The following is a 23,428-nucleotide window of genomic DNA, read 5'->3' on the forward strand; positions in this document are numbered from 1 at the left end:
CATTCTCCTATCTTCCTTTTCATTTCAGAAACTTCTCTTATTATAGAACAAGTATGAAAAATGTTCAAGGAGAAACAACTTACAAAATCAGTACGTCATAACCTGCAAATATTTCCTGGTACCATAAAATATGTTCCTCTGGAGCCCTCACTTCAATTCCATTTCCGTTGTGGACCCCGAATATATTTTCGCCGAGTTCTATTGCTTTGCACTGCCAGAAATCAAGACGCGAAATCGCTGTATCTTCAAACGCGCCTGATGCTATTCTCGTCACCTCTGCCGGAACAACATACATATCCATTCTTCCTCCCGGAAATGTAAGAAGCGTTGTCCCGTTTCTATCAAACAGTACTCCGTCAATACTCACGCATCCTGGATTTCCCGCGGCAGCTTCTATCCATTCCAGAAAGTGCATCCCTGAAAATGCGCCTTCTTCAATAATAGAAATATTCGGCGGAATGTAAATTTCTGTAATCCCTGTCCCAATTTCCGCAAAAGCACCGCTTCTGATTCCCACACATTCTTCTGACGGCAGTTCCAGGTACCCATCCGTAGCTGCCAGCAAAGCGCCGTCACTTCCACAGATCATTCCCTCTCCGTCAATCAGAAAGCCCGCAGGCGCAGCCGGAGTTTCCGGTATCTCTTCTGTATTACTGTCATCTTCCATAATTATATCATCAGCAGATTCATCTACAGCCGGTCCGTCTGTCACAAAATCATCCTCAATATCATCATCTCCCGGCGTCACTACATCCTCAGATGTATCCTCCTTTGGCACTGTAATATCTCCTATCTCATTTTCCTCTGGCATGTCATCCCCTGGCAAGACAATATCATTATCTATATCTTCTGTAAAACCTGTATCCGGTACAATGACATCTTCTTTCAATTCCTCCGTATCATCTCTTCCTGATATAATGAGGTCTCCCGGCAATTCATTTATATCATCGCTCTCAGATATAATAATATTTTCTTTCGGTATATCTATTTCCGGTATCAGTACTCCTGTCACACTTTCAAACGACTCCTCCGGCGCCGTTTCTTCCATTGTTATTTCCACGACTGGTATTTGCATGGCAATTTCCGTCAGCATAAAAAGTTCTGTGCTTTCTTTCCATTCTTCTAATTTTGCCCCAGCTTTAAGGAACGAGCCGGATGCCTTATCACCGGCAAATGCTTTTGAATGGAACATCAGATCAAACTTTGTATCTGCAACTTTCTTCACTTCCGGAATTTCTTTTATGCTGTAGTTCATAGTGTCCGGTTCTGCATATTGCGTATGCAGCGGAGCCAGAACCTCCATTGCCGCCAAAAATCCGGCTGTCACTATTGCTGCTTTCGCAATGTCAAAGCTATAATTCTTCTCCCTGCTGCAGCTCAGTATGCCGTCATCACATATCCCGATTTCTGGAATACACACCAGTTTTATTCGATTTTTCATAACCCCAACCTGTCCTTTTCCACTAATCTCCAGAAATTCTACACAAGAAAAAGGAACGCCGCAATCATATGCAACATTCCTTTGCTTTTCTTTTTATAGACTTTTAGGGAAATCAAATCAAACGTTAATTTCTGCTTTTACACCAAGAATCTCTTCATTTCCTTCCAATAACGGACGAATCACACTGTTCAGATATCTTTCTGTCTGCTCTTTCGCACGTCCTACATATCTGGATGGGTCCATCGTCTTCTGCAAGTCTTCCAGACTCATGTTAAATGCGTCGTCTGCCGCAATCAGTTCCAGAAGATTATTGTCCAGCCCTTTTTCCTTCACGTTACGCCCCGCTTCCATAGACAGCTCACGGATTCTTTCATGCAGCTCCTGACGGTCACCGCCTGCCTTTACAGCATCCATCATAATGTTCTCCGTTGCCATAAAAGGCAGTTCAGAACGAAGACGCTTCTCGATCACTTTTGGATATACGACCAATCCGTCTACCACATTCAGGCAAAGATCTAAGATTCCATCAATTGCCAGAAATCCTTCCGGAACACTCAGCCGCTTATTGGCAGAATCGTCCAGTGTTCTCTCAAACCACTGGGTAGCAGAAGTAATCGCCGGGTTCAGTGCATCCAGCATCACATAACGAGATAAGGAAGCAATACGCTCACTTCTCATTGGGTTTCTTTTATATGCCATCGCAGAGGAACCGATCTGTGTCTTCTCAAATGGCTCTTCCACTTCTTTCAAATGCTGTAACAGACGGATATCATTGGAGAACTTATGAGCGCTTGCCGCAATACCTGCAAGAACATTCAGTACCCTTGTATCCACCTTTCTGGAATAGGTCTGTCCAGATACCGGATAACATGCCTTAAATCCCATCTTTTCGGCGATCATCGGATCGATCTTATCAATCCTCTCCTGATCCCCGTCAAATAATTCAAGAAAACTTGCCTGTGTTCCTGTTGTTCCTTTAGAACCTAAAAGTTTCAGACTGCCAAGGACATAATCCAAGTCTTCCAGATCCATCTCAAATTCCTGCATCCAAAGTGTCGCTCTCTTGCCTACCGTAGTCGGCTGCGCCGGCTGAAAATGTGTAAAAGCCAGTGTAGGCTGCGCTTTATATTCATCCGCAAACTTCGCCAGTTCGGCAATTACATTGACCAGCTTCGTACGAACCAGCTTCAAAGCCTCTGCCATCACGATCACATCCGTATTGTCACCCACATAGCAAGATGTAGCGCCCAGATGGATGATCCCCTTCGCCTTTGGACACTGCACTCCATATGCATATACATGTGACATCACATCGTGACGGACAATCTTTTCACGCTCTCTTGCAACATCATAATTGATATCATTGGCGTGAGCCTTCAACTCTTCAATCTGTTCTTCTGTAATATTCAGTCCCAGTTCCTTCTCTGTCTCTGCAAGAGCGATCCACAGTCTTCTCCATGTGCAAAACTTCTTGTCCGGTGAGAAAATGTACTGCATCTCCTTACTTGCATAACGCTCAGAAAGAGGACTTATATAACGGTCTGTAGCCATAGATAATCTCCTTATTTGATACCGATTCTCTTGAATACTTCCTGATAAGCGTCTTCCACATTGCCCATGTCTCTGCGGAAACGGTCCTTATCCAGCTTCTCGTGTGTCTCTTTGTCCCACAGACGGCATGTATCCGGTGAAATCTCATCTGCAAGAATAATTTCACCATGGTATCGTCCATATTCAATCTTAAAGTCGATCAAATCAATTCCTGCATCTGCAAAGAACTTCTTGAGGACTTCATTTACTTTGAATGTATACTCTGTAATCTTATCGATTTCCTCTCTTGTGGCAGCGCCGATTGCAATTGCAAAATAGTCGTTGATCAGCGGATCGCCAAGGTCATCGTTTTTGTAGCTGAACTCCAGTGTCGGCGCCAGCAGCTTAGAACCTTCTTCAATTCCCAGTCTCTTACTGAAACTTCCGGCTGCCACGTTACGAACGATTACTTCCAGCGGAACAATCTCTACTTTCTTAACTGCTGTCTCACGGTCGCTTAATTCCTCTACAAAATGTGTCGGAACGCCCTCCTTTTCGAGAACCTGAAAAATATAGTTCGTCATACGGTTGTTGATGACGCCTTTCCCTACGATCGTTCCCTTTTTCTCACCGTTAAATGCAGTTGCATCATCCTTATAGTCTACGATTACGACATCCGGATCCTCCGTTGTAAAAACCTTTTTCGCTTTTCCTTCGTAAAGCTGTTCCAATTTTTTCATACGTTTCACACCTGTCCTTTTCTTTTCATTCCATTCACTGTGTTATTAACATTGATGATTATAATACAAGGCAGTTGGAAAATCAATATTCTCCACTGCCTTGTATTTGCTTTTTCTCATTATTTATTTTCGTCCGTTATATTAGTTTTTCTAATATATCATTTTAGATTAAGAAGTCAGAAGAATAATATTTCTTTTCTATTTCACTTCCAAAGACCGTTTTTTTGTAATGGTCACCGGCTCCTCATAACAGGAAAACAGCGCTTCCATTTTCTTCGCATTTGGCTTCGGTGTTATCAGACTCACAGCAGGAACCACCACCAGTCCTGCAACCATGGCAATTGCTCCCGCATTGATCGGAGAAGCGATATATCCTAAGAACAGATTGGAAACGGTAATTCCCACTCCCGTAATAAAGCTTGCCCATACTGCCGCCTTTGTCACACGTTTCCAATATAGTCCGTATAAGAACGGCGCCAGAAATGCGCCTGCCAAGGCTCCCCACGAAATCCCCATCAACTGAGCGATAAATGTAGGAGGATCCAACGCAAGCAAAACAGAGACAACCAGAAAAAACACAATTAAAATCTGCATCGTTACCACTTGTTTTTTCTCACTCATATTCTTGATAACCTGATCTTTCAACAGATCCAGCGTCATCGTTGAACTGGACGTAAGCACCAGAGAGGATAAAGTAGACATGGATGCCGAAAGCACCAGCACCACTACAACTCCGATCAAAAAATCCGGCAATTTTGACAACATGCCTGGAATGATACTATCATATACAACAGCTCCTGTCGTCTGGTCATAGATCTGCGGACTGTCAAACAATCTGCCGAACCCTCCGAGGAAATAACTTCCTCCAGCAACGACAATGGCAAAAATCGTTGAAATCACCGTTCCTGTATTGATTGCTTTTTCATCCTTGATCGCATAGAACTTTCCGATCATCTGCGGCAGTCCCCATGTACCGAGTGAGGTCAATATTACAACGCCCAGCAGGTTCAATGGATCCGGACCGAAAAAGGACGTAAACGCTCCCGGCTGCCCTTTCGTAACCGCTGCATCGCTTGGGATTTCCGCCATCGTACGGACTGCCTCCATAAATCCGCCCTGCCCATTCAGAACTGCCGCAATCACTGCCGCGATGCCGATCAGCATAATGATTCCCTGTATAAAGTCATTGACCGCAGTCGCCATATAACCTCCCAGTATCACATACACTGCTGTAAATACCGCCATTACAATGACACAATATGTATATGGAATATGAAATGCCATTTCAAACAAACGGGACAATCCATTATACACCGACGCTGTATACGGAATTAAAAATACAAACACAATTACAGAAGCCACGGTCTTCAATGCCTTGCTTTCATACCGCTCCCCAAAAAAATCCGGCATTGTCCGGGAATGCAGATGCTGTGACATCACCTTCGTGCGTCTTCCCAATACTACCCATGCCAGCAGACTTCCCAGCACTGCATTGCCAATTCCGATCCATGTGGACGCAATTCCATACTTCCACCCAAACTGCCCTGCATATCCGACAAATACGACCGCAGAAAAATAGGATGTTCCATAAGCAAACGCGGTCAGCCACGGTCCCACTGAACGTCCGCCAAGTACAAATCCATCTACGCTTCTGGTATGTTTCCGGGAAAAAATTCCCACACCCACCATGATGCCAAAAAATATAACCAGTAAAATCAATTTTATCGTCATCTTTTCTCCCTTTCTCCTCTTTTCTTTTCCACGCTGAACCGTTGCGCTTTAAAGCATTAAAGTCTTCTGGTATATAATAACACGGGCAGATTGCCCGTGTCAATTTCTTTCTTATGCTAACTGCTCCATCGTATCAAAACGTACCGACGCGATCAATCCCAGCAGCACAGTCACAACAAATGTATATATAAGTGTAACCGGGAATATCAAATTTATATTTACAAGCATACCAATAACAACCGCCAGCGTAATTCCGATTCCCAGTATGACCATCTGCATCAAAACACGGATGATATCCTGTCCCGCCTTACCGAGCAGATTCCCCACAAGACACTGGGCAAGCACCCGCATATACAAACGGTTTGCCTGTAATACCGTATAGATCAAAATCGTCTGTACAACATAAACCGGAGACACGCCCCACGCAAATCCAATCGACACACACATTATGGTTCCGTCCAGCATAGCTTTCACATGCTCCATTGCAGTTGCATACCAAAGCTTCTTGTATGCCTTATCCGGGATGAGGAAAAGATACGGATTCTGTAATTCCTTTTCCCATTTCCCCATATATCCGCTCATCACAAGACACATATACGCAATGATCCCCAACAGAAAAAACTGCGGCACACCGCTGTCTACTGCCGATTCCCGCATCGTATATGCCATGATCGCCGCCAGAACCAGGCTAAACACCGTCATTTTAGAAAAAATAAAATACTTCTCTTTCTTATATTCCAGCAATTGCCGTGAAAAAATCGCTTTCGCTCCTTTTGCATCATAGGCATTGTTTACCTTGCGGAAGGCGCGGCGCTTTTCCCCGATTCTTGTCACCATCTCACCGTTGTTTTTCTTCTTCTTCATCTCCACATAATCGTCTGCGAACTTTGCCGCTTCTTCATAATAGCCGCCGTCACATTTCATGCGGAAGACAATAAATACCAACACTGCAACCGATACCAGATATAGAACCGATCCAATGAGATTTAAGGTAGTCGGTCCCAGTAAGATCAGCCTGTAGATCGAGATGTTCCATCCCACAAGAGGAAGCATCTGCAATACTGGCCAGTCAAAAAACGCACTAGCAGACCCGAGACTGATCCCCTCCCTTCGGAAATACAGAAAAATCACAAGTGTGATCGCCGCTAAGAATCCTTTAATCCCCCACCCCAGAACCTTTACCGCCTTTTCCGAAAGTTTCTCATTTGTATAAAACCATACCATAATACTGCATTCGCATACAATCTCAAGCATGCAGCCAGTCAAAAAAAAGAGAAACATTCTCCATAACGCAACACCAAATACCGTGACTCCCATAATTGCAAACACTACACTGATCACCAAGGAAATAATATAATTCATCCACGCACTGTGCAGCAGAACCAGTTTGGGAGAAATGGGTGCGGTGAATACAAAATGCGCATGTCCCTGCCGGAAAATCACACCTTTCCGGGAAGAATAGGAGAGAAAATTCGACAAAAATATATAAAGTGTCCAAAGTGTCACAAAGACAACCAGTCCCTGCACCGAATCAAAATGCAATTCCTTCATTAACATACCTATCCCAAATACAACAAAAATCGCATATGCAGTAAGGAAAATCATAAGCAGCAGCGTTATCGGTTTATGTAATGCCTTCTTCAGATTATTTACAAAACTTCGTTTTGTCAGATACATCAGCGCTTTCATGCTCTTTCACCACCTGTCATTTCAAAGAAAAGGGCATCCAGATCCTTTTCTCCCACTTCGCTCTTTTGATAAGAACCGATGATCTGTCCTTTTTCCATAACAAACATGACGTCCCACAAATCTTCTACCATCTCCAGCATATGTGTACTGATCAACACTGTTACACCGCTGTTACGCAGCTCCAGCACTACTTCTTTTAACTCTTTGATGGCACGCGGATCCAGTCCCACCATCGGCTCATCCAGAAGCATTACTTTCGGCTTTACTGCCAGAGCGCAGCAGATGCTTACCTTCTGCATCATACCCTTGGAAAGTTCATTTCCCAACTTTTCCTGCTTATCTTCCAGTTCAAACCGCTTTAGTATTGTTTCTACTTCTTCATCGGTAATAGAACTTCCATATGCCTTTCTCACATATTCAATATGCTCTCTGACTGTCAGCGCCTCGAACATAGCTGGAATCTCCGGCACATATGCAAATATTTTCTTTGCCGCCAGATCCTTTGCCAAAATCCCCTGAATACCGATCCGCCCTTTGTACCGCAGAAGACCCGCAATACTTTTGATAATGGTAGACTTGCCTGCTCCGTTTGGACCCAGCAGTATTCCCACCTGTCCGTCGGGTACAAAAAAACTCACCTTATCTACCGCCAGTGTTTTTCCATATGATTTACTCAACTCTTGAATTTCCAGCACAATATTCCCTCCCTATTTTCACCTGCAAACTACGTCTGCTCCTGTCTTTGTATTTTAGTTACTATTCAGCCTTTCGGCTTCATAGTCACTGAATCCGCCCTATTTTAAGTTCACCTATGGTGAAAGGGCGGATTCTGTTTTTCCATCACACATTTTTACGGAGTTTGCAGCAAGTGCAAACTCCTATGCTGAACTGTTACGTATTTTACATCTGCTTCTTACCGCTTTATTCCTGGCATCAGATACGTTTTTATTCCTCTTCTACTTCCGTCACTTCATAATATTTCGCCAAAGCCTGCGTTCCCAGATCTCCACATCCGTCTGCTTCCAATTCTTCGCAGTTGGCAAGCGCCTGAGAAAGAATTCCCAGATCCAGACCACTCATATTCGCCTCAATTAGCGCCAGCTTCATATCCTTGATAAAATGCTTCATAAAGAAGCCTGGTGCATAATCCTCCTTCACGATTTTCGGTCCCAAATTGCTGAACTGCGCGCTTCCCGCCGCACCAGAAGACAAAGACTTCAATACAATATCTGCATCCAGACCTTTTGCCTTCACATAAGCAAGCGCTTCACAGACGCCGGAAAGCGCTCCCGCAATGAGTATCTGATTAGCAAGCTTACAGTGCTGTCCCGCACCTGCTACACCCTGATAATTGATGTTCGTTCCCATTGCCTCAAACAATGGCTTACAAGCCACATAATCACTCTTATCTCCACCCACCAGAATGGACAATGTTCCCGCTTTAGCTCCGGTATCGCCTCCGGTGACCGGGGCATCCAGCACATGGAATCCTTTCTCCGTTCCAATCTTATAGATTTTCTCTGCCAATTGCGGGCTGGTCGTTGTCATATCAATCAGATATGCACCCTTCTTTGTGCTGTCCAGAATATTTCCCGCATCAAAATAAACCTCTTCCACATCCTGTGGGAATCCCACGATCGTAATCACTGCATCACAATCCTTCACACATTCTCCGATACTCTCATGGAATACTGCCCCCTCTGTAATTACATCCTCTACCTTTGCCTTATTTCTGGCGTAAATGTGCAATTCAAATCCTGCCTTCATCAAATTACGCACCATAGATTTCCCCATAATTCCTACACCGATAAATCCGATTTTCTTCATCTTACTTGCTCCTCTGCATTATTTTGTATATATTTACTGCTATTTTTAATCCTCGTCAACCTTCCATGCTCTGACCGGCTCCTTATAGAACACCCGATTCTCCTCTGTGATCTTCATCACACCGTCTTTGACATCTACAATCGTCACTCCACAGTTCGGCGGCACATCTTCCGCCCAGAAATTTCCCGGATCAAGATTACCTTTGATACAATTGAGCAGCGCTGTCATCGCCGCTCCGTGAGTCGACAGCAGAATGATTTTACCAGTAAGCTCTTTATTATGATTCAGTTCCTCCAAAAAACGACCTGTCCGCTCTAACAGCTCCGGCACAGACTCTCCGCCCTCCGCTGGGATAAAATGCCCTGTATCTGTAAAAAACTTATTAAACTCTGCACTTTCCGGCGCTCTATGCTCTCCGCTGCAGCACATTCCCTCATAAACTCCAAAATTCATTTCCTGAATTGCAGGCGCATCGATCAACGGAACATTTCTGCCTGCCAGTATCACCTCCGCCGTCTTCCTCGCCCGGATCAGCGGCGACGTATAAGCAATGTCAAACTCCACAGTTTCCAAACCTTTTGCCGTCTCTTCCGCCAGATAGATACCATAATCATTCAACGGAATATCTGCCGACCCCTGTACTCTCCGTTCTTTATTCCAATCCGTCTCACCATGACGTACCAGATAAATCCTCATAACGTTCCTCCTGACCTTGTATTATTAATCTTACATTATCAAATATAGTATAAACACTTCCAATACTCGAGTCAATTATTACTGAGCACAGCTCAATGTTGTTTTGCTCAGTAACACAAAAATCCATGCAAAATTCGTAATAGTTGTTATTCCCATGCATTTTCGCTATAATAAACATACACAAAACACCAGAAAGGACAAGACATATTATGGAAAAAATCACCAGCTTCACGATCGACCACATCAAATTACAGCCTGGAATCTATGTTTCCCGCAAAGATACTTCTGCGGGAACAACTGTTACTACGTTCGACATCCGCATGACCAGCCCCAATGAAGAACCGGTTATGAACACCGCCGAAGTACACACATTGGAACATCTGGGCGCCACTTTCCTTCGGAATCACCCACATTTCAAGGAAAAAATCCTCTACTTCGGTCCGATGGGATGCCGCACAGGCTTCTATCTGCTCCTCTTTGGGGACTACAAATCCGAAGAGATTGTACCACTGATGTCAGAGATGTTTGCATGGATGTCCGAATTTGATGACGAAGTACCGGGCGCTTCCGCAAAAGACTGCGGAAACTATCTGGACATGAACCTGCCGATGGCACGCTTCACTGCCCGCCGATTCCTCACTGAAGTCCTGACCGGCATTTCTCCTGACCGCTTAATCTATCCTGAATAAAGGAAGAATGTGCAAAGGAGCAGAATTCTGTTATTTAAATCAGACTTCTGCTCCTTTGCTATTGTCATATTACTTTGCGGATAGTTTTCCAAGAAATTCCCGCATTCTTACATTGCCTGAAGTAAAGACTTCTTCCGGTGTTCCTTCCACTGCGGTCACACCTTTATCCATAAATATAATCTTATCTGCCACATTCCGCGCAAAATCCATCTCGTGTGTAACAATGACCATCGTCATATGCTCCGCGGCAAGATCCTTGATCACCTTCAAGATCTCTCCTGTCAGCTCAGGATCCAGCGCCGAAGTAGGTTCATCAAAAAAGAGCACCTTCGGCTTCATTGCCAGAGCACGTGCGATCGACACACGCTGCTGCTGTCCACCGGAGAGCTGATACGGATATGCATCCGCTTTGTCTGAAAGTCCCATTTTATCAAGAAGCTGCTTTGCTTCTTCATACACCTCCTCTTTGTTACGTTTCTGCACCTTAATGGGCGCATCAGTAATATTTTTAATTACAGAAAAATGGGGAAACAAATTGAAGTTCTGAAATACGAGTCCAACCTGTCCCTCATGATATATCTCTCCTGCATCCGGTGTTTCCAAATTGGTCGCACACCGCAAAAGCGTGGACTTGCCGGAACCGGAAGGACCTATGATCGCAAGCACCTCTCCTTCTTCTACCATAACAGAGATATCTTTGAGCACTTCCGCATCACCAAAACTCTTCTTGATGTGCTTCATTTCCAATAAACTCATTTTCCTTCCCCCTTATCGATAATAATTCATCTTGTTTTCAATCCGTTCCATCACAAATGCAACCACAAAATTCAGAATATAATAGAAAATTCCGGCAAATACATACGGAATCATATTTGCCTGAGAAGACGCCAGCGCTTTGGCAACTGTAAACATTTCCAGAATTCCAATTGTAAATGCCAGTGAAGTATCCTTGACAAGCGTAATCGTTTCATTAGTAACCGAAGGCATGATCCGCTTCATTACCTGCGGCAGAATGATCCGCATAAACGTCTGGCTTTTTGTATATCCCAGTATTCTCGCAGCTTCATACTGTCCCTGCGGCATTGACTCGATTCCGCCGCGGTAAATCTCTGCAAAATATGCCGCGTAATTCAGTACAAATCCAACTGCGGTCGCGCCGTATTTCCATGTAGGTGTATTCTGAATCCCGAAAATATAATATGGTCCGAAATAAATCACCATCAACTGCAGCATCAGCGGAGTTCCCCGCATAATGGATATGTATAGTTTAAAAAATATACGAATCACCGGATTCTTAGACATTCTGCCAAATGAAACAAGCAGACCAAGGGGAAGTGAAAAAAGCAATGTCACAACAAAGATTGCCAGTGACACTCCCATTCCTTCCATCAGTTTACCTAACATAACCGATATTGCCATACCAATACTCCTTTTCGCAGAAAATGGGCCGTCTCGTTCTGACAGCCCGTTTTTCTTTTTCTTATTGATTATTTCATTACCGCACACACCGCATACTTATCTGCGCGTCTGCAAACCGGTACTGTAACATTATTTTCCAATTATTGTGATATCATCCTTAAACCACTTTGTTGAAATCTCGGCAAGAGTTCCATCTTCCGCCATCTCTTCCAGTACCTTCTGTATCTGGTCTCTAAGGACTTCATTACCCTTTGCAAAACCAACGCCATACTCTTCTGCCGCAATCTCATAATCAAGAATAATGAAATCCGCATCCCGCTGTTCAATCTGGTATGCCGCTACTACAATATCCATTGCAACCGCGTCTGCCGCACCGGATTCCAGATTCATAAAACCTGTATTATAATCCGGAACCACTTCAAGATTACCAAATGTCTCCGTCAATTCCTGATTATCAGCCAATGCTGCCTGTGCAGAAGAATCTGTCTGCACATCCACTACCTTACCTGACAGATCCGCCTCTGACTTAATGTCTGCGTCACCTCTTACAACAAACACCTGCTTGTTGTTCAAATAAGGTTCTGACCATGTATAGGAATCCTCTCTGCCATTCATGGTAAATCCATTCCAGACACAATCGATTCCGCCCGAATTCAATTCTGCATCCTTCGCATCCCATGCGATCGGCTTCGGCACGAACTTTAACCCAAGTCTGTCACAAACCTCTGTTGCCAGTTCAAGATCAAATCCTGTATATTCTCCGTCGTCTCCTACAAATCCCATCGGCGGAAAATCCTGATCAAAACCTACTGTAAATGTATCGCCTTCTTCTTTTACTGTAAATCCTGCATCCTTTTTTGTGTTATCTTCTTTAGCAGAATCTGCATTCTTGTCTGTTCCGCATCCTGCGAGTGCAATGGATACCATCATCGTTCCTGCTAAAAGTAAGGCTAATTTCCTTTTCATATCTGATTCCTCCCTGAATTCACGTTGTTGTATTAGCAATTGACCACTTTACCACGCTAAATCACCCACTCATAATAACATAGAACCGGAAGGTTGTCAAATCCTTTTACTGAGGTTTTTATATATACCATTTTTATATATGACTTCTTCTATATTGCCGCTTCCACTTCTCCAGCATCTCTTCTCCGATTTCTTTCGGAATCTCCGCTTTCAAGTCCTGCATCTCCTGCCGCATCTGAGCGTTGACCTCTATATACTCCTCGTGTTTCGTCAAAAGAATGTGATACTCCTCCAGAGACATATACTTATAGGAAGCATAGAGATACGGCTTCAGAAGAACCTTATCATCGCAGATCTGATAGGCCCTGTCATACATTCTCGCAGATTCCTCATACAAAAACAGTCTTCCATAAGCAGCACCCAGCCCCGCATAAATTCTGCCGTAGAATTTATTGTCTACTGTCTCATCCTTCTCCTGATTCAAAATTGCCTGATATACAATGATCGCTTCTTCAATCTCGCCGCTTTCCAGCAGATTGTCGCCTTTATATTTCTGACGTTCAATGTCTTTCTGATTTTTCAGTCTTTCCAATACATTCTGAATCCGGATCATTTCCGGCTCACGGTAAATTCTGGAATATTTCAGAATCGTCAGAACAAATTTTTCCACAGAACCATGCAGACGAATTTCATCCCGCAGCATTCCGGCAAGCTCTCCCATTCCCAGTTCTTCTTCCAGCCATGTACAAAGCTGCTCGTTCATGATCGTATAATCAATCAGATACAGATTGTTGCACAGATAGTAGCATAATTCTTCAATTGTAAAAATCTTACAGTGAATCCTCGAGATCTCATATGGATGTGTCGAATGTCTGTCATGACAAAGAACTAAACTTCCCATCGTTGCCTCCTAAATGTATAATCTTCTCTTCCTGAAAATCTGTTGCCGGAAAAAACTCTCCGAATCCTGCATCTTTTACAGTAACTTTGCAAGTTTTTTCATTTAAGAATAATGTCTCGATCTGTAACCGGGTGGAATACTCTGCCCGCTTCGGCAAATGATCCAGTGAGATCGTTTCGGTCTTTACACTGCCCTGTACCAAAGACTCCACATGAAAATCAATTTCCTGCAGATCGTCCACCAGCACCTCAATCTGGCTGTTGGATTCATACCACTGAGCACCCCAGGATACTATTGGATAATTCATCTCCTGTCCGTTCACCCGCATATTAACCGTAATCTGATCTGTCAGTTTGCTTTCTGAAAGATAAACCGGATTCTCAATATGCATATATTCCTTACGGTATGCTGTATAACATGCGCCCTTACTGTACAGGTTATTCCCAATAAATGCACGTCTTCCGTTACAAAGCACCCTTAAGGATTTAGGATACCAGTTATTATCAAATCCCTCCCCTGTAAGGAATACCGAAGAAACAATCCGTTTATCAAATACCCCCTCAATAAATCTGCAAAACATGGAATCTGCTTCCCGCGCCTTGTCTTCATTAAGTACCGGATAAACCGCAGCCAGTTCTTTCATATGTGCACTTGCCACTTCATCTACCGTCACAAACGTAGTCTTGCCGCCGCCTAACCCCGCCTTCAGTCTGCGAAGCATATATGCCTTAATCTCATTTCTGTCACAACAAAACAATGCCGCATCATACTGCCACAGCTCTTTTGGCTGATAAAACAGATAGTTACAGAAGCTTTCCTTGTAATCCTGTATAAAAATATGCTGTTTATCTATCCCCATCCGCACCGCGATCCCCCGTAGCAGCTGTGCCAGTTCCTCTGTCAGTTCCGGCACACTGAACACGATACCGTCAATTTGAGGAAATGCATGAAGCGACATCTGTACAAACTTGGATAACAACCAGACCGCATCGTAAGTCTCTTCGGCAAATTCAATCTTCTCACCTGCCAGACTACGTTCCAGAAGCCTTGTTACTGCAAAACCTTCTTTGACCGTTGCCAGCCGTTTTGCCTCTTTTCCATATGCCCATGTATCTCTGAGCTTTCCGATCATCAGCGGAATCTGATAATTATCTGTATCTGCCTCCAGTGTCTCCGGCTCAAGCTGCTCTTCGTTATAGTAACTGATCTGGCATGTCTTTTCATTTATTTCGTACCCTATGATACTGCCCTGTCCCATAACAGTATGCCTCCTTAATATTGCTCAAACATATGTGCCGCAGTCACATCTTCCAGTGTATATGCTTTCATCCTTGCTTCCCGCTCTGCGCATTCTGAAAGTAAAATATCATTCAGGCGGCCATATCGTCCCTTTTCCCCTCTCGGAAGTTCCTTGGAACATTCCTCCTTGTCACTGCGGTATGAGTTGCCATCTATCGTCTCCTTAAAATAATATTTTAATGTTTCATTTGCAAAAAGAACAAACTTCTTCACATAAATATTTTCGTACATCGGTGTCAGCACTTCCGTTGAGTAGTCTGTCGTCTCCTGTCCGCCCTTCTGAAGCTGATAATATAACATGACTCGGCTGCCCTTTTGACCTTTGTATTCTATCAGCGTCTTGTCCCAGATCTGCAGTTCAATCAGCCAGTCTTTCTCATAAGAAAGATAGAATGGGAAGTAAATCTGCTTGCCGCAAAGCTCCTGTAAAAACTGCTTCACGGTTTTACGTGCGTTGCCATACTCCCGTGCGGAATAATATTTCAACACCGCAATTTTACAGATATCAATCACTTCTTCACCTTTTTCATATTCCCTGCAGATAATATCAATAACACTCTTGCTGATCTTACGTTCTTCGGTCACATACTCTCTCGACATATAAGCCAGATATGCCTGCTGCAGCCGGAAATATGCTCCCTCCGCATAATAGTCTTCAAAGATTGCAGATTCACCAAAAATCTCTTCCGCAAATAACATCTGTGTCAGAATCCGCTCTGCCAGCTTATGGGTATGTACCTCATACTCCTTTGCTTCTCTCCAGAGGCGTTTCATCTCAATAGTCGCACCGCAGTAGAACGCCGCCAGATAAGTAAGAATGACCTTATCATATTGATTCTTCTTAAACAATTCAAAACACACATAAGTAAGAAAATCATCATTTTCATAATTATTTTCCCGGATCGTCCTGCTGCACAATGTCAGAAGCTCCGTGTCATTGTACTTTTCCAGTCCCTTTCTGCGGACAACTTCCAACGTCATTTCTTCTGCTTCTTCCTCTTCCCGGTTCAGCTTCAGACCGTTGATATATTTGCGGCACATATCCATATAACGCAATTCGTAGAACAATCTCCTGCTCTCATATGGAATGGAGTCAGTATAATGTCTGCCGTCCTTGCCCTCCCATACCAGACGTGCGGTCTTGGAATACAGAAATACCTGTGTACCATGTTCCGAATACGGCACTTTCTGTGACACAGTACCATCCTCTTCAACAACATGAATATACTTCATATAAGGCACTTTTGTAGTAATATCATAAGCATGGCAAATATCATACAACGCTTTCACACGGTCTGGATTCATAGTCTGTTCTACAACAAAACGTTTGTAGATAATACGCAGCTGTTCATCAATATGTCTTCGATCCAGCTGATTCCATGCAAATGCCTCCATCTCATCCCGGTAATGGGCATAGATTTCACTGCTCTCATCCATATATGTAATCAGATTTGAATACAAGAAAGAACATCTCCTGTAATCCAGTGTGTTACCATGCATAAAATACAGATATACACTTCTCGGCAGCGCCTTCTTAAAATGATACAAATCCAGAGACGCCATATAATATTCATAGAGCTGTGCAATCTTAAGTTCTGATTCCACTGCTTTTTCATACCATTTGAAGCAACTTCCGTCAATCCGGTTTCCTTTGATCAGCAACGTACAAATTGCAGTCAGAATCATAGATTCCGGATACATATCATAAGCTCCCGCAAGAGTCTCATAAAGATGCTTGTCATAAGTCTTCAGCTGACTCGCCAAATTGGCAGTGTAAAGCGCCAGTTCCTTAGTCATCAATTTATATTTGACTGCAAAAGAGAGCACCCTCACTTCAAAGGTTCCCAGCTTCTTCAATGTCATGCTCTTTTCACGATAGCACCTGAATGCCTCCATATAGAAAATCAGACTGTGAACCTTTTCTTCATTAAATATCTGTTCCATCACACGAAGACGCTCCGTCAATATCTTATATTCTGAATCCACATTGACCAGCATACAGAGAATCTTCCAGCTATCCGGATGTTTCAGATAAGACTTGGCAAGCTCTTCCGCCACCCGTCTCTGTCCGATAGAATCGTTGCTCAGAAATGTTGTCAGATATAGGTAGTAAGAACTCATCTCCACGTCTTTTCCAATAGAAAACCGATTGTAGTTATAAGATTCCAGCAACCATTTTGCTTCATCCATCCGGTGTCCGAGCAGACAAATATGGGCATGGACAAGAAGATAAATCTCATTTCTGTCATCCACCTTACGAAGATGTTCAATGCGCTTCAGCGCTTCATCTGTCCATGTATTGATATCCTTTTTTCCCGCCTCGTACTGCAAGTATCCTTTTAGAATACTTGCGAATTCGAGTTCATTTTGATGCCGCTCATCGTCCCTGACAATATCTTTCTCCACAATAATCTCATAAGCCAGTGTCTCATATGGAGTATCCAGCACAATCTGACCGAAATTACTTCCCCTGTGAAGTTTATCATGTCGGACAAAATATTCAAGCCTGTAAGAATTGCCGACAAATTCCTCTGTCGTAATTCTTGTACGGTCCACATCCAGAAAATCTCCCTCTACACGTACATCTATAGTGAGAAATCCCCATGTATTCTTCTTAACTGTAAATGTTTCTTTTCTCGTTTCTGTAAGAGATGTAAACGCACGGCTGTCCTCTTCCAGCGATAGAAAAATCTTCTCTTTCTGCTTACAGCCCACCAGAAATTCCTCCAGAGCCTGCTGATCCAGCTCCCAAGTGCGCATATTATCATAAAGTGCCTGTATCCGCTTGTCCTCATATTTTAAGATTTCATAAAAATCTCTGGAACGAAACAACTTTTCAGCCTCAGCAGGATCACGAAATGCCAGCTTTTTAAAATCATCAAGACTTTGTACCTTGCCGTACTGTGTCATGACGAAAGTTTTCTCAATAATGGCAGTAAATGCCACATCATATTCACCGCCATTGCAGACAATCGTAAACTTACCGTGTTCTACATGTCCCGGCACCAGCCCTGTTCCGTCATATGTATAGTAAATATTTACCGGATTACCGTCAAAGCCCTGTTCATCACACTGGACACGAAAAGAAGACGGATAAACAAGCCCTCTTATGCTTCCTTTACCCTGATTCTGTAATGAAAAGCTTCCTCTATACTTTTCACCCTCTCCCACCCTCATGATCAGATGTGTTTCCGGAAAAATAATCTCCGGCTGGGAAATATGAAATTCTCCTTTTGACAGACGTTTGATTTTATTCTTCAACTTAGCCACCTACTCCATTTACTATATCTGTGCATAGTTACGCATTCTGTATTGAATTATAACATTATTTTTCGGGCGGTTCAATGGGGAATCAAAGATTTTATTTTTAGAATTGTATACACGAATACCCGTTTTTCCATTCAATGGAAAGAAAGTATAGAATTAATAATATGAGAGGGTTCAGATGCAATAGATATAGGATAAAAAAGAACAGCAAGTTTTTATCTTCCTGCTGTTCTCCCAAATCACTCAACAAACTTTTTCTTAAAATTCACATTCCATTTTACTTCACGATTCTGTAATACTCTTTTGATGTGAGCAGAAAAACAATTACATAAAAAATTGAAAATACAGCTACCGTTCCTACCGTACATGCAGCTTCCAGAGGCACATTCGTCAGATTGAGCATTGCCATTAATTTGGTCAATACCTTAAACGCCACTGCCACATGCACCACTGCCACGCCCAGGGGCAGGAAGAACACAGTCAGTACCTGGCTATGGATCGTTTTCTTTACTTCCTTCCGGCTCATGCCTACCTTACTCATAATCTGGAAACACGCTCTGTCATCAAGACCTTCTGATATCTGTTTATAGTAAATGATCAATATCGTTCCCATCAAAAACAGAAATCCGACAAACACACCAATGAACAAGAATCCGCCGTACAATTGGTAAAATTCCTCCTCTGAATTCTCTCTCCATTCAAAATAGGTTCCGTCTATCTCTGCTCCCCGTTCATAAATCGCATTCATTGCGGCTGTACATGCGTCCTTTTCTCCTTTCGGATTAAAATACTGGTGATATACAATTGATCCCTGCCCATTAAATGCATATTTATCAGCTATTTTGTACAGTTCATTCTGGTCAGACACAACGACATATACATTTGGAGTCACTGCCGAATCTTCATAAGTCTCCATTTTGATCGAGTCCAAGTATTTCTTTACATGGAAATTGCTGTCCCCGATGGTCACTGTATTGCCTTGCATTTCTCCCTTCGCCGGACATAAGAGAATTTCTCCTTCGGCTAATGTTTCATTCTTGTCTTCCATGAAGTTATAGCAGTCCAATGTGGTAACTACTATACTGTGCGTACCGCCAAGATTCATCATTCCGTCCGACACAGACACCGTATTCCCAGACACAGTTCCCACAAGATACAAAGACACCAGTTCTTCCTTCTCTTCCACCTGCGCCTGTTCCCGTTCCAGTTCCTCTTCCACAATCTGCTGCATTTGGGAAACTCTCTCTTGATCTGGATCGTAAACTGCCACATGGTATTCCATCGGAAACCGTAGTCCCAGAATATCCTGCATTCCTGCATACAACGACACGGTTACAGAAATCAATACCAAAACAATCGTACTCATGATACAGATATTTGCCAGTCCCGCCGCATTCTGTTTCATCCGGTACAACATGCCGGATACAGTTGCAAAATGATTGGACTTATAGTAATAATTCTTATTCCTCTTCAACAGTTTTAAAAAAGCAATACTTCCTGCGGTAAATAATGCATAAGTACCGATAATGACCAGAATTACGGCAAAGAAAAAATTCTCCAGAGAAGCAAGCGGTGATTCTGTCAAAAGCGCAATTCCATAACCAACTGCGATCGTCGCCGTACCAATACTCGTCAACAGCCACTTTGTCTTAGGCTCCCGCTCCCCTACGTTTCCGCCATGGAGCAGATCCACCGGATCGACTTTCCGAAGCTGTAGCAGATTGAAGCAAAAGGTGACTGCAAATACCGCTCCGAACAAAATCAATGTACGGACAATGGATTCTCCTTCAATCGCAAACGAAAGAGGGGTTGCAAAACGAATCATTTTGAGCAAGATAAGGAAAAACAATTTTCCAAGCAATATCCCCAGCACAAGTCCGATCCCGATACTGACAACCGCCGTCAGAAAAGTCTCGCACAAAAGCATTTTCATCAAATTCCGTTTGTCCATGCCCAATACCTGATAGACGCCGAATTCTTTTTTCCGCTGTTTTATTAAAAAGCTGTTTGTATAAAATAGAAAAATTGCTGCAAAAATACCGGTGATCCAAGATGCCATATTCAGCACGGCAATCATAGCGTCACTGCCACGCATCTCATAAACTCCTTTGTTTTTACAGATTGCATCCATTGTGTAGAACATCATAATCGTAAGAATACAAGTCAGGATATACGGGAAATAACTCTTCCGGTTCTTTCTTATATTCGTCACAGCAAGCTTTGGATAGAACATCAATGATCACCTCCCGTTGTCAGCACAGTCAGCACGTCTGCAATCTTCTGGTACATCTCCTCGTTGCTTAAGTTGCCTCTGTAAATCTGATGGAATACCTCGCCGTCCTTGATAAACAGCACACGATTGGCGCTGCTTGCCGCACGGACACTGTGGGTTACCATCAAAATCGTCTGCCCGTTCCGGTTGATGTCCGTAAACAGCTCCATCAGATCATCTGCGGTTCTGGAATCCAGCGCTCCCGTAGGTTCGTCAGCAAGAATCATCTGCGGTTTGGTGATCAGCGCTCTTGCCACTGCGACACGCTGTTTCTGTCCGCCTGACACCTCGTATGGATACTTTTTCAACAAATGTGTAATACCAAGCTGTTCCGCAATCGGCTGCAGACGGCTGTTCATTTCCGCATATTTCTTTCCCGCCAACACAAGCGGCAGGTAGATATTATCCTCCAGTGAAAATGTATCAAGCAGGTTAAAATCCTGAAATACAAACCCCAGATTCTGTCTTCGGAAAGCCGCCATCTCTTTGTCCTTGATGTCGCCCAAGTCTCTGCCCTTCAGACACACCTTCCCACTGGTCGGTTTATCCAGCGCCGCCAGAATATTAAGTAATGTAGTCTTACCGGAACCTGACTCTCCCATGATCGCTACATATTCTTTCGGTTCTACAGAGAAGGTCACATCAGAAAGCGCCTGCACCTGCTGTCCGCCATAACGAGTCGTATTGCGCTTATTATAGCGTTCCATCGGCAGGCTATGCCATAACTTTGCCTTGCAGGCAGCTTACACTTTTGTAAGATAGTTACTGTTTACACCCTACGGGTGTTCCAGTAACAGTATCCAGCCCATTTTAAGTCGCCTTCGGCGAGGGCTGGATATATCGCTGTCATCACTTCATTGGTCGGACACCTTGCAGCGCAGTGCAAGATGCCGTGTGAACTGTAACGTAAGGTACATTTTTTAATCATCACTCTACTGTCAATTCCCGTCTCTTCAATTCCAGATAAATCCAGGTCCCTTTTCCGATATCTGATTCCGCTGCGATTCCGTGATTCAGCTTATCACAGATACTCTTACATAAATACAGCCCGATTCCGGTTGATTTCTTATGTTGACGTCCATTGTATCCGGTAAATCCTTTTTCAAAAATGCGGGGCAGGTCTTCCGGCGAAATACCGATTCCCGTATCCTTTATCACAAGGCGGCCGTACTCCCCTTCTTCCTGATAAATCGTGATCGTTCCCTTTGCAGTATATTTCAAAGCATTGGATAATAACTGCCCCAGTACAAATACCAGCCATTTTTCATCCGTCAGTACCATCGTTTCACATTTCTGGTATTCCAAACGGATTTTCTTCATAATAAAGAGCGGTGAGAATTTCTTCACAGCCTGCCGCACGATTTCGTCCAGCGGATACCATTGCAGCACCATATCCGAAGACATTTCCTCCATACGAAGATAGGACAATACCATATCTACATACTGCTCCGTTTTAAACAGTTCCATTTTCAGATTTTTAAGAAATACCGTTTCCTGTTCCTCAATCTCCTCGGCTGTGCTCCCGCGCTCCTCCAGCTCCATATTCTCCTGGCTTTGAAGCAGAAGCCGGATCGCTGCGATCGGTGTTTTAATCTGGTGAACCCACAAACTGTAATAATCCAGCATATCCTGCCTGCCGATCCGCATCTTAGATTCCATCTCCGCCGAATGCACATGCTGCACAATTACCTTCTCTTGATACAATTCCTCGATTGCATCCTCTGCTCTTGGTAATTCCCGTACTTCATACGGGATTGCCGCCAGCGCCGCAGAAAGCTCTTCATAATGCCGTAAATACCGGATATAGTCTATGAGCAATCTCACTGCCAGAAGAACGCCCGACAGGACTGCACCGTAACTAACGGCATCCAGACTTACATTATATAGGTAAAGAACTGCACAGAAAATCCCCACACACCCCAGATAGCCTCCGATATATTTCATTTCCTTACGAAAATAACCTGTCAAAAACTTTCTCATTCTATCAGATACCCGATTCCTTTCTTTGTCGTAATAAAGCCGTGCACACCAATACTTTCTAATTTCTTACGAAGTCTTGTCATATTAACGGTCAAGGTATTGTCATCGATAAATTCATCACTCTCCCACAACCGTTCCATAATCTCTTCCCGCCGTACGATCTTTCCCGTATGCTCCATCAAAAGCTGTAAAATCTTAAAATCATTTTTCGTCAGATCCAGCTTTTCTTTTTCATAAACAACAGTCGCATCATTCAGATTTAAAATGACGCCTCCATGTTCCAATTGATTCTTCTGCCCCGCAAATGCATAAGTCCTCCGAATAAGTGCCTGAATCTTTGCGGTCAGCACATTTAGATCAAACGGTTTTTCTATAAAATCGTCTCCACCCATATTCATTGCCATCACGATATTCATATTGTCGCTTGCCGAAGAGAGAAAAATGATCGGCACATTAGAACTCTTGCGAATCTGTGTACACCAGTGAAAACCATTATAAAAAGGAAGCAGAATATCCATCAGCACAAGCTGCGGCAGAAAGCCCTGAAAAGTTTCTTCAACCCTTTTGAAGTCCTCGATGCAAAGAACCTCATAATCCCATTTTTCCAGATGTGCCTGAACGGTCTTTGCAATGGTGTGATCATCTTCTACAATTAAAATACGGTACATAAGCTGCTCCTTTTCCATTATTTTTAGTGATTTCTCACTATTTCTATTTGTTATTATACTGAATATCCCGTTAATTTCAACATATTTCCTTCTCTCTATTACATGTTCTTATAGACTTTGCGGGAAAAACAATTTCCTATAATAAACCGCTGCATATCCTTTCTTCTGTTTGTTACTGTGCACAATAACTTCTGTTTTTCTTTAGAATTTCTTTTGATTATATGTATTGACTTTGTATATTATATATTATATATTATATGTAAATCAAATATATAAATATATTTAACATATACTGTTGAAGAAAGGAGTAATG

At 43.2% G+C, this 23,428-nt stretch carries 19 protein-coding genes; 1 reads left to right on the plus strand and 18 read right to left on the minus strand.

Annotated features, from left to right (window positions below; all coding sequences use genetic code 11):
• Positions 1-79: 79 nt before the first annotated feature.
• From NFS18_RS07610 to NFS18_RS07645, 8 genes are all read right to left on the minus strand, one after another.
• Positions 80-1,441: a leucine-rich repeat domain-containing protein gene (locus tag NFS18_RS07610; RefSeq protein WP_251389488.1), complete on the minus strand. Its 1,362-nt coding sequence runs from the start codon at positions 1,439-1,441 to the stop codon at positions 80-82.
• 117 nt (positions 1,442-1,558) lie between these two features.
• Positions 1,559-2,992, minus strand: a complete 1,434-nt coding sequence (purB, locus tag NFS18_RS07615; RefSeq protein ID WP_251389489.1) for an adenylosuccinate lyase — start codon at positions 2,990-2,992, stop codon at positions 1,559-1,561.
• 11 nt (positions 2,993-3,003) lie between these two features.
• On the minus strand, positions 3,004-3,711 hold the full coding sequence (gene purC / locus NFS18_RS07620; protein WP_251389490.1) for a phosphoribosylaminoimidazolesuccinocarboxamide synthase: 708 nt from the start codon (positions 3,709-3,711) through the stop codon (positions 3,004-3,006).
• Between the two features lie 198 nt (positions 3,712-3,909).
• Positions 3,910-5,442 (minus strand): sodium:solute symporter family transporter, encoded by a 1,533-nt coding sequence (locus NFS18_RS07625; RefSeq protein WP_251389491.1) that lies wholly within the window; start codon positions 5,440-5,442, stop codon positions 3,910-3,912.
• 111 nt (positions 5,443-5,553) lie between these two features.
• Positions 5,554-7,131 carry a putative ABC exporter domain-containing protein gene (locus NFS18_RS07630; protein WP_251389492.1) on the minus strand — a complete coding sequence of 526 codons (1,578 nt, stop codon included), beginning with the start codon at positions 7,129-7,131 and terminating at the stop codon, positions 5,554-5,556.
• The gene (locus NFS18_RS07635; RefSeq protein WP_251389493.1) at positions 7,128-7,826 is read right to left on the minus strand and encodes an ABC transporter ATP-binding protein; all 699 of its coding nucleotides are present in this window, start codon (positions 7,824-7,826) and stop codon (positions 7,128-7,130) included. The genes NFS18_RS07630 and NFS18_RS07635 overlap by 4 nt, the downstream gene beginning before the upstream one ends.
• Before the next feature lie 250 nt (positions 7,827-8,076).
• Positions 8,077-8,958, minus strand: a complete 882-nt coding sequence (locus NFS18_RS07640; protein WP_251389494.1) for an NAD(P)-dependent oxidoreductase — start codon at positions 8,956-8,958, stop codon at positions 8,077-8,079.
• A 45-nt stretch (positions 8,959-9,003) separates the two neighbouring features.
• On the minus strand, positions 9,004-9,654 hold the full coding sequence (locus tag NFS18_RS07645) for a histidine phosphatase family protein (protein ID WP_251389495.1): 651 nt from the start codon (positions 9,652-9,654) through the stop codon (positions 9,004-9,006).
• A 209-nt stretch (positions 9,655-9,863) separates the two neighbouring features.
• Between NFS18_RS07645 and NFS18_RS07650 the strand changes: the two genes are divergently transcribed.
• Positions 9,864-10,343, plus strand: a complete 480-nt coding sequence (locus NFS18_RS07650) for an S-ribosylhomocysteine lyase (protein ID WP_251389496.1) — start codon at positions 9,864-9,866, stop codon at positions 10,341-10,343.
• A gap of 69 nt (positions 10,344-10,412) precedes the next feature.
• Here NFS18_RS07650 and NFS18_RS07655 read toward each other — a convergent pair whose 3' ends face one another.
• From NFS18_RS07655 to NFS18_RS07700, 10 genes are all read right to left on the minus strand, one after another.
• Positions 10,413-11,099 carry an amino acid ABC transporter ATP-binding protein gene (locus NFS18_RS07655; RefSeq protein ID WP_251389497.1) on the minus strand — a complete coding sequence of 229 codons (687 nt, stop codon included), beginning with the start codon at positions 11,097-11,099 and terminating at the stop codon, positions 10,413-10,415.
• Positions 11,100-11,111: 12 nt separating this feature from the next.
• Complete coding sequence (locus NFS18_RS07660) at positions 11,112-11,762, minus strand: amino acid ABC transporter permease (protein ID WP_251389498.1); 651 nt, start codon at positions 11,760-11,762, stop codon at positions 11,112-11,114.
• Positions 11,763-11,891: 129 nt separating this feature from the next.
• Entirely contained in the window at positions 11,892-12,728 is an 837-nt protein-coding gene (locus tag NFS18_RS07665) for an amino acid ABC transporter substrate-binding protein (RefSeq protein ID WP_251389499.1), read from the minus strand.
• A 133-nt stretch (positions 12,729-12,861) separates the two neighbouring features.
• Positions 12,862-13,629: a hypothetical protein gene (locus NFS18_RS07670; RefSeq protein WP_251389500.1), complete on the minus strand. Its 768-nt coding sequence runs from the start codon at positions 13,627-13,629 to the stop codon at positions 12,862-12,864.
• A complete protein-coding gene (locus tag NFS18_RS07675; protein WP_251389501.1) occupies positions 13,604-14,887 on the minus strand; it encodes a DUF5716 family protein in 1,284 nt (427 codons plus the stop codon). The genes NFS18_RS07670 and NFS18_RS07675 overlap by 26 nt, the downstream gene beginning before the upstream one ends.
• 14 nt (positions 14,888-14,901) lie before the next feature.
• Positions 14,902-18,189 carry a DUF5717 family protein gene (locus tag NFS18_RS07680; protein ID WP_251389502.1) on the minus strand — a complete coding sequence of 1,096 codons (3,288 nt, stop codon included), beginning with the start codon at positions 18,187-18,189 and terminating at the stop codon, positions 14,902-14,904.
• Positions 18,190-18,472: 283 nt separating this feature from the next.
• A complete protein-coding gene (locus tag NFS18_RS07685; RefSeq protein WP_251389503.1) occupies positions 18,473-20,428 on the minus strand; it encodes an ABC transporter permease in 1,956 nt (651 codons plus the stop codon).
• Positions 20,428-21,174 carry an ABC transporter ATP-binding protein gene (locus NFS18_RS07690; RefSeq protein WP_251389504.1) on the minus strand — a complete coding sequence of 249 codons (747 nt, stop codon included), beginning with the start codon at positions 21,172-21,174 and terminating at the stop codon, positions 20,428-20,430. The genes NFS18_RS07685 and NFS18_RS07690 overlap by 1 nt, the downstream gene beginning before the upstream one ends.
• A gap of 220 nt (positions 21,175-21,394) precedes the next feature.
• Positions 21,395-22,435 carry a sensor histidine kinase gene (locus NFS18_RS07695; protein ID WP_331477592.1) on the minus strand — a complete coding sequence of 347 codons (1,041 nt, stop codon included), beginning with the start codon at positions 22,433-22,435 and terminating at the stop codon, positions 21,395-21,397.
• A gap of 8 nt (positions 22,436-22,443) precedes the next feature.
• Positions 22,444-23,115 carry a response regulator transcription factor gene (locus tag NFS18_RS07700; RefSeq protein WP_251389506.1) on the minus strand — a complete coding sequence of 224 codons (672 nt, stop codon included), beginning with the start codon at positions 23,113-23,115 and terminating at the stop codon, positions 22,444-22,446.
• Positions 23,116-23,428 lie beyond the last annotated feature (313 nt).

This window comes from Mediterraneibacter agrestimuris (assembly GCF_943193195.1).
In the GTDB taxonomy this organism is placed as follows: domain Bacteria; phylum Bacillota; class Clostridia; order Lachnospirales; family Lachnospiraceae; genus Schaedlerella; species Schaedlerella agrestimuris.

Coding starts and splice junctions, on each gene's coding strand:
- NFS18_RS07610 (WP_251389488.1), bottom strand. CDS start 1,441: ATGAAAAATCGAATAAAACTGGTGTGTATTCCAGAAATCGGGATATGT.
- purB (WP_251389489.1), bottom strand. CDS start 2,992: ATGGCTACAGACCGTTATATAAGTCCTCTTTCTGAGCGTTATGCAAGT.
- purC (WP_251389490.1), bottom strand. CDS start 3,711: ATGAAAAAATTGGAACAGCTTTACGAAGGAAAAGCGAAAAAGGTTTTT.
- NFS18_RS07625 (WP_251389491.1), bottom strand. CDS start 5,442: ATGACGATAAAATTGATTTTACTGGTTATATTTTTTGGCATCATGGTG.
- NFS18_RS07630 (WP_251389492.1), bottom strand. CDS start 7,131: ATGAAAGCGCTGATGTATCTGACAAAACGAAGTTTTGTAAATAATCTG.
- NFS18_RS07640 (WP_251389494.1), bottom strand. CDS start 8,958: ATGAAGAAAATCGGATTTATCGGTGTAGGAATTATGGGGAAATCTATG.
- NFS18_RS07645 (WP_251389495.1), bottom strand. CDS start 9,654: ATGAGGATTTATCTGGTACGTCATGGTGAGACGGATTGGAATAAAGAA.
- NFS18_RS07650 (WP_251389496.1), top strand. CDS start 9,864: ATGGAAAAAATCACCAGCTTCACGATCGACCACATCAAATTACAGCCT.
- NFS18_RS07655 (WP_251389497.1), bottom strand. CDS start 11,099: ATGAGTTTATTGGAAATGAAGCACATCAAGAAGAGTTTTGGTGATGCG.
- NFS18_RS07660 (WP_251389498.1), bottom strand. CDS start 11,762: ATGGCAATATCGGTTATGTTAGGTAAACTGATGGAAGGAATGGGAGTG.
- NFS18_RS07665 (WP_251389499.1), bottom strand. CDS start 12,728: ATGAAAAGGAAATTAGCCTTACTTTTAGCAGGAACGATGATGGTATCC.
- NFS18_RS07670 (WP_251389500.1), bottom strand. CDS start 13,629: ATGGGAAGTTTAGTTCTTTGTCATGACAGACATTCGACACATCCATAT.
- NFS18_RS07675 (WP_251389501.1), bottom strand. CDS start 14,887: ATGGGACAGGGCAGTATCATAGGGTACGAAATAAATGAAAAGACATGC.
- NFS18_RS07685 (WP_251389503.1), bottom strand. CDS start 20,428: ATGTTCTATCCAAAGCTTGCTGTGACGAATATAAGAAAGAACCGGAAG.
- NFS18_RS07690 (WP_251389504.1), bottom strand. CDS start 21,174: ATGGAACGCTATAATAAGCGCAATACGACTCGTTATGGCGGACAGCAG.
- NFS18_RS07700 (WP_251389506.1), bottom strand. CDS start 23,115: ATGTACCGTATTTTAATTGTAGAAGATGATCACACCATTGCAAAGACC.